Source organism: Buchnera aphidicola (Hyalopterus amygdali), assembly GCF_964059015.1.
GTDB lineage: Bacteria > Pseudomonadota > Gammaproteobacteria > Enterobacterales > Enterobacteriaceae > Buchnera > Buchnera aphidicola_BN.
Genome location: NZ_OZ060383.1, coordinates 619,499 through 632,418, shown reverse-complemented (window position 1 = coordinate 632,418; position 12,920 = coordinate 619,499). Strand labels below are relative to the sequence as shown.

11 protein-coding genes and 1 tRNA gene are annotated in these 12,920 nt (G+C 24.8%); 7 read left to right on the top strand and 5 right to left on the bottom strand.

The window, feature by feature from the left end; genetic code table 11:
- Positions 1-180 precede the first annotated feature (180 nt).
- On the top strand, positions 181-786 hold the full coding sequence (locus AB4W74_RS03090; protein ID WP_367681978.1) for a YfgM family protein: 606 nt from the start codon (positions 181-183) through the stop codon (positions 784-786).
- A 15-nt stretch (positions 787-801) separates the two neighbouring features.
- Positions 802-2,160: a ribosome biogenesis GTPase Der gene (der, locus tag AB4W74_RS03085; protein ID WP_367682262.1), complete on the top strand. Its 1,359-nt coding sequence runs from the start codon at positions 802-804 to the stop codon at positions 2,158-2,160.
- Here der and fdx read toward each other — a convergent pair whose 3' ends face one another.
- The 5 genes from fdx to AB4W74_RS03060 all read right to left on the bottom strand — a co-directional run bounded on the left by fdx (position 2,161) and on the right by AB4W74_RS03060 (position 6,597).
- The gene (gene fdx / locus AB4W74_RS03080; protein WP_367681977.1) at positions 2,161-2,496 is read right to left on the bottom strand and encodes an ISC system 2Fe-2S type ferredoxin; all 336 of its coding nucleotides are present in this window, start codon (positions 2,494-2,496) and stop codon (positions 2,161-2,163) included.
- Positions 2,496-4,328, bottom strand: coding sequence for a Fe-S protein assembly chaperone HscA (hscA, locus tag AB4W74_RS03075; protein WP_367681976.1), 1,833 nt, complete (start codon positions 4,326-4,328; stop codon positions 2,496-2,498). The genes fdx and hscA overlap by 1 nt, the downstream gene beginning before the upstream one ends.
- Positions 4,329-4,365: 37 nt before the next feature.
- A complete protein-coding gene (hscB, locus tag AB4W74_RS03070) occupies positions 4,366-4,860 on the bottom strand; it encodes a Fe-S protein assembly co-chaperone HscB (protein WP_367681975.1) in 495 nt (164 codons plus the stop codon).
- Positions 4,861-4,959: 99 nt separating this feature from the next.
- Complete coding sequence (iscU, locus tag AB4W74_RS03065) at positions 4,960-5,346, bottom strand: Fe-S cluster assembly scaffold IscU (protein ID WP_367681974.1); 387 nt, start codon at positions 5,344-5,346, stop codon at positions 4,960-4,962.
- A gap of 36 nt (positions 5,347-5,382) precedes the next feature.
- Positions 5,383-6,597, bottom strand: coding sequence for an IscS subfamily cysteine desulfurase (locus AB4W74_RS03060; protein ID WP_367681973.1), 1,215 nt, complete (start codon positions 6,595-6,597; stop codon positions 5,383-5,385).
- A gap of 163 nt (positions 6,598-6,760) precedes the next feature.
- Between AB4W74_RS03060 and AB4W74_RS03055 the strand changes: the two genes are divergently transcribed.
- The 5 genes from AB4W74_RS03055 to trxA all read left to right on the top strand — a co-directional run bounded on the left by AB4W74_RS03055 (position 6,761) and on the right by trxA (position 12,846).
- Positions 6,761-6,834, top strand: a tRNA-Trp gene (locus tag AB4W74_RS03055).
- 142 nt (positions 6,835-6,976) lie between these two features.
- Positions 6,977-8,821 carry a dihydroxy-acid dehydratase gene (gene ilvD, locus AB4W74_RS03050; protein ID WP_367681972.1) on the top strand — a complete coding sequence of 615 codons (1,845 nt, stop codon included), beginning with the start codon at positions 6,977-6,979 and terminating at the stop codon, positions 8,819-8,821.
- A gap of 55 nt (positions 8,822-8,876) precedes the next feature.
- Positions 8,877-10,352, top strand: a complete 1,476-nt coding sequence (ilvC, locus tag AB4W74_RS03045) for a ketol-acid reductoisomerase (RefSeq protein WP_367681971.1) — start codon at positions 8,877-8,879, stop codon at positions 10,350-10,352.
- A gap of 75 nt (positions 10,353-10,427) precedes the next feature.
- Entirely contained in the window at positions 10,428-12,401 is a 1,974-nt protein-coding gene (rep, locus tag AB4W74_RS03040) for a DNA helicase Rep (protein ID WP_367681970.1), read from the top strand.
- Between the two features lie 112 nt (positions 12,402-12,513).
- The gene (gene trxA, locus AB4W74_RS03035; protein ID WP_367681969.1) at positions 12,514-12,846 is read left to right on the top strand and encodes a thioredoxin TrxA; all 333 of its coding nucleotides are present in this window, start codon (positions 12,514-12,516) and stop codon (positions 12,844-12,846) included.
- Positions 12,847-12,920: the final 74 nt, after the last annotated feature.

The following is a 12,920-nucleotide window of genomic DNA, read 5'->3' as shown; positions in this document are numbered from 1 at the left end:
TTAGTGTATTTCATGAGGATAACTTTTTTTTTATGTTTTTATTTGAACAAAAATTGATTAAAATAAAAAAATTTAAAAATTTAACATTGCATTCATGACTAAAAATACATAAAAAAATACTTTTTAAAAAAATATTTCATATAAAAATTAAAATTAAATTAAAAAATAAGGCAAATAAAGATGCATTTAAATCAAATAAAAAAAATAAAAAAAATAAAATTTTTAATTCTATTTTTCGTTGTTATTACAACATTTTTTATATATTTTTTTACAATACAAAAAAAACAAAAACTAAACTTTAAAAAAATTCAATATGAAGAAATAATTAAAAAAATAAATGCAAAAAAAAATCAAAATTTAAACAAAATTGAAAATTATATTTTAGAAAAAAAAAACATTTATGGAACTTTAATTTCTCTTTTTTTAGCAAAAAAATATATTTCAGATAATAAATTAGATAAAGCTGTTATCCAATTAAATAATGGATTAAAATATGTAAAAGAAGAAAATATAAAAAACATGATTAAATTAAGAATTGCAAAAATAAAAATTCAAGAAAAAAAACATGAAGAAGCAATTAAAATACTAAAGGAAATAAAAGACAATAACTGGAAAAATATAGTAGAAAATATGAAAGGAGACATTTTTATGAATGAAAAAAAAATAAAAAAAGCAATATTAGCATGGGAAACAAGTAAAATTTTCGAAAAAAATAATACATTTAAAGAAATAATTAACATAAAAATCAACGAAGCAAAAAACAAAATAAATGCAAATTTAAAATAAAAATGGATGTTTAAAATGTTACCTGTCATTGTATTAATTGGACGCACTAATGTAGGAAAATCTACTTTATTTAATGTATTAAGCAAAACCAGAAATGCACTGGTTGCAAATTACCCAGGTCTTACTAAAGATAGAAATTATGGATCTTTTTATTTAGAAAAAAATAAAAAAATTATCATAATTGATACAAGTGGGATAAATTCTGATTCAAAAAAATCAGATCAAGAAAGTCATGAACAAACATTGATAGCTATCGAAGAATGCAATGTTATTTTATTTATAGTAAGCGCTCGTGACGGAGTTATGCCTGAAGAATATGAAATTGCTAAAAAAATAAGAAAATATCAAAAAAAAACAATTGTTGTAATTAATAAAATAGATGGGATTAAAGAAGACTCTAAAATTAATGAATTTTATTCACTAGGTTTTAAAGATAATGTAAAAATTTCTGCTAGTCATAACCAAGGAATTAATAATCTTATTATTAAGTATTTAACTCCTTGGATAAAAAAAAATTTTACAATTAATGACCTAAAAGAAAAAACAAAAAAATATACTGATCAAGAAAAACTTTCAATAAAAATTGCATGTATAGGAAAACCAAATGTTGGAAAATCAACATTAATTAATAAAATAATAATGAAAAAAAGATTAATTACTTCTGAAATCCCCGGTACAACATTAGATAGTATACATGTACCTATTCAGTACAATAAAAAAAATTATATTTTCATCGATACTGCTGGGTTATCTAGAAAATCAAACAATAAAATAATTGAAAAATTTTCTACAATTAAAACTTTACAAACAATTGAAAAATCAAATGTCATATTGCTAGTAATAGATGCAATAAATAAAATTTGCAAGCAAGATCTGTTATTAGCAAATTTTATTGAAGAATCCGGAAAACCATTAATTATTGTTTTTAACAAATGGGATTTATTAAATTTTTCAGAAAAAAAAGATTTAAAAAATTCAATAAAAAATAAATTAAAATGTTGTTTTTTCTCAAAAATACATTTTATATCAGCACTACTTAATGAAGGAATATTTGAAATTTTTAAATCTATTAATGAAATATATAAATTATCTACAAGAAAAATAAATACTTCATTCCTTATGAAAACCATGCATACAGCAATAAAAAAACATCAACCTCCAATCATAAATGGAAGACGAATAAAATTAAAATACGCACATTTAGGCAGCTCTAATCCAGTGAAAATTATTATACATGGAAATCAAGTAAAAGATTTATCCCTATCATATAAAAAATATTTAAAAAACTTTTTTAATAAAGAACTAAAAACAAACGGAACTTCAATAAAGATAGAGTTTAAGGAAAGTACTAATCCATATATTTTAAAAAAATAATTAATCTTTTATTGAATGATTATTATTATAAAAGGGTATTTCTACTTGAATATCAACATCTCCTACAATCGCTTGACAACTTAATCGACTAGTTGGTTCAAGACCCCATGCCTTATCTAATACATCTTCTTCTTTTTCAGACCATCCTGAAAGAGAAAGAAAACCCTGTCTTATAATACAGTGACAAGTACTACAAGCACAAGATTTCTCACAAGCATGTTCTAATTTAATTTTATTTTTTAATGCAACATTTAAAATGGTATCACCCTTTTGACATTTAAAACAACCACCTTCTGGTAGTAAAATTCTATGGGGTAAAAAGAAAATTTTTGGCATTACTTACTCTCATCTAATAAGTTTTTAACTAAACAACTATCAATAGTTTTTTTAATTCTTAATGAAAAAAAATTTTCGCAAACTTTCTCTAATTTTTTTAAATTTAATTTCATAGCAAAAAAATCATCTTTATTTATCGATTCTTCTAATTTACTTTGATTCTCTTTTATTTTTTTCAATTCTTCTAAACTAATTAAATTTCCATCTTCATATAAAGCATCACTTAAAAGTTTTAAAATACGTTTCGATTCACTCTTTTTTTCCTGTTTAACTCTTAAATAATAATCTTTTTTACCATAAATTTTAGATTCATGAACTAATTTATCGACTTTTTTGTCTTGTAAAAAAAAAGTATTATTAATTCGAATAGTTTTCTCGATAGAACTAGATTTTTCTAATGCTTTTACATTAATTAAACCATCAGCATTTATTTCAAATGTAACTAAAATACGAACCATACCGGCTTTCTTAGGAGTAATGTTTTTTAAAACAAATTTTGAAAGCGAAATACAATCTTTTACTAGTTCTCTTTCTCCTTGTAATATATGAATAACAATGGCGGTTTGATTATCTTTGGCAGTCGTGAATTCTTTTGTTTTCGAAATAGGTATAGAAGTATTACGTAAAATAATTTTTTCTACAAAACCACCCATGACTTCAATACCCAATGAGAGTGGTATGACATCTAATAAAACTGTTCTTTTATAATAATTATTTTGAACAAGCATATTTGATTGTATTGCCGCACCTATTGCAACGACTTGATCTGGATTTATAGAAATTAATGGCGATTTTTTAAAAAAATTTTTTACTTCTGTAAAAATAATAGGAACACGTGTTGATCCACCCACCATAATAATTTCTTTAACATCTTCTACCTTAATCTCAATTTCTTTAAGAATATTAGAACAAATTAATAGTGTTTTCTTTACTAAATTTTTAATAATTAAATTAAATTCATCACGAGAAATCTCTCCATGCCAATCAAAAAAATTTATTTTTACTTTTTCATTTTGAGTTAATTTTAATTTAATCTCTCTTGCCTTTTTAAGAAGTAAAGATTGAAAAATATTATTGCATATATTTGATAATTTTGCTTTTTTATAAATATAGCTAGATAAACAAATATCAAAATCATCTCCACCTAAATTAGAATCACCACCTGTTGCTAAAACTTCAAATATTCCCTTATTTAATTTCAGAACAGAAATATCAAAAGTACCTCCTCCTAAATCATAAACAACAATAATTCCATTTTTATGTAATTGCAAACCATACGCAAGGGCAGCAGATGTTGGTTCATTTAATAATCTAATTAAATTAATTTTGGCTAAATTGGCAGCTTTTTTTATCGATTCTCTTTGAATATTATTAAAGTATGCAGGAACAGTAATTACTGTTTTACCAATTTCACGATTAAAAAAACTACATGCTTTTTCTTTTAAAAATTTTAATATTGTAGCAACAACATCTATTGGACTAAAAATTCCACCATCTGTATGAAATAAAATACCTCCATCTTTTTTATTTTCTTCTATAACATATGGTAATATCGGAAATTCTCTTTTCACAAAGTCAAAAGAACGACCAATTAAACGTTTTACTGAAGTAATAGTATTTAATGAATCTTCAACTAATTTTTCTTCAGCTTTCCAACCAACTAAAATTTTATTTTTTTTATAATGAACAATAGATGGCAAAAGATAACGATCTTTATCATCTCTTAATAAAATAACATCATTTTTATTTATACTAGATAAAAGAGAATAAGTAGTTCCAAAATCAACACCTAAAACTAATTTCTGTTTAATTTTATCTTTAAAAAAAACCATTTAAAAAATCCTAATTCTTAATTCGAATAAGTTACTTTTATTTTTTAAAGCGATCCTGTATTTTTTTAAAAAATAAAAGTCCTGCTATTAGTTTGATTACTTGATTCCAATTTTTTTTATTGAATTCAACTTCAATTTTTTCTTCATAATTTTGTATCTTTTTTTTAACTTTCTCAAATAAAATATCTAATTTAACTTTTTTGTCATCATGCTTTATTAAATAATCTAATTCTTCATGTAAAAAAAAATACTTTTTTAAAAAAATCTGATCATGAGCAGAAAATTTTTCCTTGCTAATTTTTAAACCATTTAGGGAAAGTAAATAAATCGCTCTGCTTAAAGAATCTTTTAAAATTTGATATCCTCTATTTATTTCTATTGACTTTTTTAAAGCTATTTTTTTTTCATCTCGAGAGTTATTCGTAAATAAATCAGGATGAAATTTCAATTGTAATTTATAAAAATTTTCAGTAAGCAAAAATTTATTAATTGTATATTTTTGGGGTAAATTAAACAATTTAAAATAATCCATAAATCATCCAAATTAAAAAGATACTTAAAAAACATGATTATTAAAATAAAATGTTGAAAGAATCATTTCTTTCAACATTAAAAAATAGCACCTTAAAATTTAATTTTTATTTTTTTTGTTTTTATAATCGGCAATTGCTGCTTTAATAGCATCTTCTGCTAAAATAGAACAATGTATTTTGACTGGAGGTAATTCTAATTCCTCTACTATTCTTGTATTTTTAATTGATTCTGCTTCTTTTATAGATTTACCTTTAATCCATTCTGTTACTAATGAACTAGATGCTATTGCAGATCCGCAGCCGTATGTCTTAAAACAGGCATCTTCAATAACACCTTTTTCATTTACTTTGATTTGTAATTTCATGACATCACCACAAGCAGGAGCTCCAACTAATCCACTCCCAACATTAATGTCAGAACTAGAAAACGATCCCACATTACGTGGATTTTCATAATGATCCATAACTTTTTTGCTATAAGTCATTTTGTTCTACCTTATCAATTTTTTAATTATATTATTTTAACTATGATCCCATTCTATACTATTTAAATCAACTCCTGATTTAAACATTTCCCACAATGGCGAAAGTGCTCGTAATTTATTAATTGATTCATGTACTGATTTTATTGTATGTTGAATTTCTTCGCTTGTTGTAAATCTGCCAATTGAAAAACGAATAGAACTATGTGCTAACTCATCTTTAATACCTAAAGCTTTTAAAACATATGAAGGTTCTAAACTCGAAGAAGTACACGCGGAACCAGAAGAAATAGCTAAATCTTTAAGTGCCATAATTAATGATTCACCTTCAATATAATTAAAACTAACATTTAAAATATGAGGTGCCCCTTGTTTTAAATCACTATTTAAATACACTTCTTCAATATTTTTAATACCATTCCATAAATCATTTCTTAAATTAGTTAAATGTGTAAAATCATCATTAATTTGTTTTTTTGCCAATTTAAATGATTCACCCATTCCAACAATCTGATGAACAGGTAAAGTTCCTGATCGCATCCCCCTTTCATGTCCACCGCCATGCAATAATGATAATAAACGAACACGTGGTTTTCTGCGAACGTATAATCCGCCAATCCCTTTTGGGCCATACACTTTATGAGCTGAAAAAGACATTAAATCTATAAACGAATTTTTTATTGTAACTGGTATTTTACCTATACTTTGAGTAGCATCTACATGAAAAAAAATATCGTTAGATCGACATATTTTAGATATATTAACAATATCTTGTATAATCCCAGTTTCATTATTTACATGCATTATAGAAACAAGAATAGTTTTATCATTAATATTTTTTTTTAAATCATTTAAATCAATCATTCCATTATTTTTAGGTGTAAGGTAAGTTACAGAAAAACCTATCCCTTCTAAATATCTACAAGCATCTAATACAGACTTATGTTCCGTTTTACTTGTAATAATATGATTGCCTTTTTTTCTATGAAAAAAAGAAACACCTTTTATAGCTAAATTATTTGATTCAGTTGCACCTGAAGTAAATACAATTTCTCGTGGATCTGATTCAATTAGATCAGCTATTTCATTACGAGCAATATCAACTGCTTCTTCCGCTTCCCAACCAAATTTATGAGATCGAGAAGCAGAGTTGCCAAATATTCCATCTATTGTTAAATAATTCATCATTTTTTTTGCTACTTTAAAATCTACTGGGGTAGTAGATGCATAATCTAAATAAATTGGAGTTTTCACTAAATAATTACCTTATTTGAGAAATGTAGAATAAATATCTTACTGAAGAGAATATTCTATCATTTTTTGTGTTTAAAAAATAAATAGATTAAATACAAAATATATAATATGTAAACTAGACTTTTATACTAATTAGTAATATAATTAATTTTAAAATATTATTAGGGGTGTAGTTCAATTTGGTAGAGCATCGGTCTCCAAAACCGAAAGTTGTAGGTTCAAGTCCTTCCACCCCTGAAAGAATGTCAAAAAGTAAATATTTTTTTAAACATCTAATTTCATATCAATTAAAAAACAAAAAACATCAACTGATTATTATATTTTATAATATATAATTCCTACTATTAAAAAAATAATATTCCTTGGAGTAATTTTTTCAATGCCACGATATCGTTCATTCACAACTACACATGGTAGAAATATGTCCGGAGCAAGAGCTTTATGGCGTGCTACTGGTATGATAGATGAAGATTTTAAAAAACCAATTATAGCTGTAGTAAATTCATTTTCTCAATTTGTACCAGGACATATTCATTTACAAGAAGTAGGAAAGATAATTTCTGAAGAGATTAAAAAACACAATGCTGTTCCAAAAGAATTTAATACTATTGCAATAGACGATGGAATAGCTATGGGACACTCAGGCATGTTATATTCTCTACCATCTCGTGAATTAATTGCAGATTCTATAGAGTATGTAATCAATGCTCATTGCGTTGATGCAATGATATGCATTTCTAATTGCGATAAAATAACTCCAGCTATGTTTATGGCATCATTACGTTTAAATATACCATCAGTCTTTGTTTCAGGAGGACCAATGGAAGCTGGAAAAACAAAAAAAAAAGAAAAAATTGATTTAGTAGATGCTATAATTCATGGCGGAAATCCCAATCAATCTGAATCTTTTATAAAGACAATAGAAATGTCAGCATGTCCAACTTGTGGTTCTTGTTCAGGCATGTTTACTGCAAATTCAATGAATTGTTTAATGGAAGCTATAGGTTTAGCTTTGCCTGGAAATGGAACATTATTAGCAACGCATATTGATCGTAAAGAATTATTTCAAGAATCAGCAAAAACAATTGTCAACATCACACAAGAATATTACGATAATAATAATCAAGATGTATTACCACGAAACATAGCCAACAAAGAATCTTTTGAAAATGCTATGTCGTTAGATATTGCAATGGGTGGATCTACTAATACTATTTTACATTTATTAGCTGCAGCGTATGAAGGATATATCGATTTTAAAATGTCAGATATTAATTATCTTTCTAAACGTGTTCCTCATATTTGTAAAGTTTCTCCAAGCACTAATATATATCATGTAGAAGATGTGCATCGAGCAGGAGGCGTAATGGGAATTTTAGGAGAATTAAATCGTGCTCTTTTACTACATAAAAAAACAAAAAATATATTAGGTTTAAATTTAGAAGAAACACTAAAAAAATATGATATCTTATCTACAAAAGATAAAAAAATAATAAAAATGTTTCATGCAGGTCCAGGAGGAATACGTACAGTTAAACCATTTTCTCAAAATTATAGATGGAATACACTAGATGATAATCGTATTAGCGGATGTATTCGTTCATATAAAAATGCTTACAGTAAAAATGGCGGGTTATCTATCTTATATGGAAATTTAGCAAAAAATGGTTGTATAATAAAAACTGCTGGTGTAAGTAAAAAAAATTATATTTTTTCCGGATTTGCTAAAGTATATGAAAGTCAGGAAGATGCGGTTGATGCTATTTTATCAGGAAAAATTATTCCTGGTAATATAATAGTTATTCGTTATGAAGGTCCTAAGGGTGGACCTGGAATGCAAGAGATGCTATATCCAACAACATATCTCAAATCGATGAATTTAGATAAGTCATGTGCTTTAATTACCGATGGTCGCTTTTCTGGCGGAACATCTGGTTTATCTATAGGACATATTTCACCTGAAGCAGCAAGTCAAGGTGTAATAGCTTTAGTAAAAGATGGTGATAATATCCAAATTAATATTTATGAAAAAACCATTCACTTAAATATTCCAGAAAAAGAACTAAATCTTCGTATTATTCAAGAAAATTTAAAAGGCTCTAAAGCATACAAACCTCAAAATAGGAAAAGAACTATTTCTTTTGCTCTTCGTGCCTATGCATCTTTTGCTTCCAGCGCAGACACAGGAGCAATAAGAGATAAAAATAAATTATTTGATTTATAAAATTTTTTATTAATAGTAAATAATAAAAAAATATAAAATATTGGGAATTATCTATATGAATTATTTTAATAAATTATGTTTTCGTAAAAAATTTAACGAAATTAAAAAATGTCGTTTTATGAAAAGAAATGAATTTCAAAATCAAAATGCTATTTTAAAAAATAAAAAAATAGTTATTGTAGGATGTGGATCACAAGGTTTAAATCAAGGTTTAAATATGAGAGATTCTGGTCTCAATATTTCTTACGCACTAAAAAAAAATAGTATTTTAAAAAAAAATCAATCTTGGTTAAATGCGACTAAAAATAAATTTGAAGTAAATGATTATGAATCACTAATACCAAAAGCTGACTTAGTTATTAATTTAACACCTGACAAACAACATCAAAACGTTGTAAAAGAAATACAAAAATTGATGAAAAAAAATGCATTTTTAGGTTATTCACACGGTTTTAATATTGTAGAATGTGGAGAAATAATACGAAAAGATATAACAGTAATTATGGTTGCCCCAAAATGCCCTGGAACAGAAGTAAGAGAGGAATTTAAAAGAGGATTCGGAGTACCTACATTAATTGCTGTTCATACTGATAATGACCACCAAAAAATAGGATTAGAAGTTGCAAAAGCATGGGCTTTTTCAATAGGTGGACACCGTGCTGGAGTATTGGATTCTTCTTTTATTGCTGAAGTTAAATCAGATTTAATGGGGGAACAAACAATTTTATGTGGCATGCTGCAGACAGCTTCTCTGCTATGTTATAAAAAATTAATTCAAGATAAATATGATGCAGGTTATTCAGCAAAATTAATACAATATGGTTGGGAAACTATCACAGAATCTCTAAAACACGGAGGTATTACATTAATGATGGATAGGCTTTCAAATTCATCAAAAATAAGAGCTTTAAAACTATCTAATAAGATAAAGAAAATTTTATCACCCCTATTTAAAAAACATATGGATGATATTATATCAGGTGCTTTTTCTAAAGAAATGATGATAGATTGGAAAAATAATGATAAAAATTTATTAAATTGGCGTAAAGATACAAAAAATACACTTTTTGAAAAAAATAATCTTGATTATTCAAAAAAAATATCTGAAGAAGATTATTATAATCATGGAACATTAATGGTTGCTATGATTAAGTCAGGCGTGGAATTAGCTTTCGAAACTATGATTAAATCAGGAATTAAAAGTGAATCAGCTTATTACGAATCTTTACATGAATTACCATTAATTGCAAATACAATTGCAAGAAAAAAATTGTATGAAATGAATGTTGTTATTTCAGATACAGCAGAATATGGTAATTATCTTTTTTCAAATTCAGCCTATCCTATTTTAAAAAATTTTATTATGAATCTCGAAAAATACGATTTAGGTTGTTCAGTACCGACTACTAAAATAGATAATATTGAATTATATAAAATTAACGAAGAAATTCGGAACCATCCAATCGAAATTGTTGGTAAAAAATTAAGAAAATATATGAAAGAAATGAAATCTATTTCAATTAAAGAATAATAAATATAATTAATTTTTTTTTATCATCTTTAAAAAATTTATAATTTAATCAATCTTACATTAACTTAACATTTTATGTCTCTTAATTCTACTCAAAAATATGCTATAGAATTTATTAATGGTCCCTGTTTAATATTAGCAGGGGCTGGATCGGGTAAAACAAAAGTTATCATTAATAAAATTATTTATCTAATAAATTATTGTCGACTTAATCCAAGTAATATTATTGCTATCACCTTTACTAATAAAGCAGCTCACGAAATAAAAATTCGTCTTTCAAAATATTTAAGTGTTTTAAAAATAAAAAAAATGATTATTTCTACATTTCATTCGCTAGGATTAGAAATTATAAAAAAAGAAATTCATTCTCTTAAATTTAATCCTAATTTTTCCTTGTTTGATGAAAAAGATCAACTAATTTTACTAAAAAAAATAGTTGACAAAAAAACAAAAAAAAACACAAAATTATTAAAAAAATTAATATTTATGATTTCTTTTTGGAAGAATAAATTTCTTACTCCTTTGCAAGTCGAGTTATCTGCAGAATCAGAATTAGAAAAAAATTTTTCTTTTTTTTATAAAAAATATAATATTTATCTACGTGAATCAAATATATTAGATTTTGATGATTTAATTTGTATACCAACTCTTTTATTAAAAAATAATAAAATTATTCAAGATCGTTGGCAAAAAAAAATTTTCCATATGTTAGTTGATGAATATCAAGATACAAATAATAGCCAGTATGAGTTTATAAAAACGCTTACTAATATAAATTCTAATTTTACTTTAGTAGGAGATGATGATCAATCAATATACTCATGGAGAGGTGCAAAACCTCAAAATCTTTTTTTACTAAAAAAAGATTTTCCCAATCTAGAAATAATAAAAATGGAACAAAATTATCGTTCTTACGGAAGAATACTTAAAGCAGCAAATAAATTAATTGCAAATAACTTGCATTACTTTGAAAAAAAATTATTTTCTAATTTAAAATATGGAAATAAAATTAAGGTATTAATTGGAAAGGACGAAGAAAATGAAGCAGAAAAAATAGCAAATAAAATAATTGAACAATGTTCTAAAAATAAAATAAAATATAAAGATTATGCTATACTTTATCGTGGTAATTATCAGTCTCAAATTCTCGAAAAAATATTATTAAAAAATAATATACCCTATAATATTTCTAATAATTCATCATTTTTTTCTCGTCCGGAAATAAAAGATCTAATAAGTTATTTGCGTTTAATTATTAATCCAAATGACAATTATGCATTTTCAAGAATTTTGAATACTCCACAACGTCAAATAGGCTTAAAAACATTAAATAAATTAGAAGTATTTGCTACAGAAAAAAACATCAGTCTCTTTGAGTCTATTAATAATGTAAAAATCAAGGAAATTTTAAAAGAAAAGACTATTTTAAAAATAAAAAAGTTTATTTCATGGATAAAAAAAACAATTAAATTAGCATATTTTAATCCACACAATATTTTAGATACTATAATAAATGATATTAAATATGAATTATGGTTAAATAAGATTTCAAAAGATCCTAAAAAAGCTCAAAAAAGTATAAATAATATTTACACACTATCAAGTTGGGTAAAAGATATGCTCAGCGGAAATAAATTTGAAAAACCAATGACATTACTACAAATTATCACAAAAATGACTTTACGTGATATTTTAGAAAAACAAAAAAAAGTAGATGAAATTGTAAATCAAGTTCAATTAATGACTTTGCATTCATCTAAAGGATTAGAGTTTTCTTCAGTTTTTATAGTTGGTATGAGTGAAGGTATTTTACCTAACATAAAAAGTATTTATGATGATAATATTGAAGAAGAACGAAGATTAGCATATGTAGGTATGACTAGAGCAAAAAAACAATTATTTTTTACATATTGTCAAAATAGATATAAATATGGTCAAAAATTACAAATGGTACCTAGTAGATTTTTATTTGAGTTGCCTCAAGAAGATTTACAATGGAATCAGGAAGAAATATATTGTGATAACCTTTATAAAAAAATAATAAAATAAAAATGTAATTTTTTACATAATTAAAATTATTTAATTTTAGTTTAAATAAATTCTTAAAAATGATATAATTATTTAAATTGTTTTATTATTAATAATAGAGAAAAAATAAAATATGAATATAATAACTGAACTTAATGATGAAAATTTTCAAGAACAGGTATTAAAATCAAAAGATTTTGTATTGGTAGACTTTTGGGCAGAGTGGTGTAATCCATGTAAAATCTTAACACCTATTTTAGAAGAAGTAGCAAAGAGTTATTACAAAAAAATTACATTTTTTAAGTTAAATGTTGAAAAAAATCCAAAAACTGCTCCGATATATTCTATAAGAGGAATTCCTGCATTACTGTTGTTTCATAATAGTGAAGTACTTGCAACTAAAATTGGAGCAATTTCTAAAATACAACTTAAAAAGTTTTTAGATGAAAATACTCAACAAATATAAATGATTGATCTTCAATAAAAAAAATTGAATTTTATGAAAAATTTATCAATAAAAATAAAAAATTTTATAATTTA

Excerpts from the sequence above, each read along its gene's own strand:
- ilvD (WP_367681972.1), top strand. The coding sequence starts at position 6,977 with ATGCCACGATATCGTTCATTCACAACTACACATGGTAGAAATATGTCC.
- ilvC (WP_367681971.1), top strand. The coding sequence starts at position 8,877 with ATGAATTATTTTAATAAATTATGTTTTCGTAAAAAATTTAACGAAATT.
- fdx (WP_367681977.1), bottom strand. The coding sequence starts at position 2,496 with ATGCCAAAAATTTTCTTTTTACCCCATAGAATTTTACTACCAGAAGGT.
- AB4W74_RS03090 (WP_367681978.1), top strand. The coding sequence starts at position 181 with ATGCATTTAAATCAAATAAAAAAAATAAAAAAAATAAAATTTTTAATT.
- hscB (WP_367681975.1), bottom strand. The coding sequence starts at position 4,860 with ATGGATTATTTTAAATTGTTTAATTTACCCCAAAAATATACAATTAAT.
- trxA (WP_367681969.1), top strand. The coding sequence starts at position 12,514 with ATGAATATAATAACTGAACTTAATGATGAAAATTTTCAAGAACAGGTA.
- iscU (WP_367681974.1), bottom strand. The coding sequence starts at position 5,346 with ATGACTTATAGCAAAAAAGTTATGGATCATTATGAAAATCCACGTAAT.
- der (WP_367682262.1), top strand. The coding sequence starts at position 802 with ATGTTACCTGTCATTGTATTAATTGGACGCACTAATGTAGGAAAATCT.
- rep (WP_367681970.1), top strand. The coding sequence starts at position 10,428 with ATGTCTCTTAATTCTACTCAAAAATATGCTATAGAATTTATTAATGGT.
- hscA (WP_367681976.1), bottom strand. The coding sequence starts at position 4,328 with ATGGTTTTTTTTAAAGATAAAATTAAACAGAAATTAGTTTTAGGTGTT.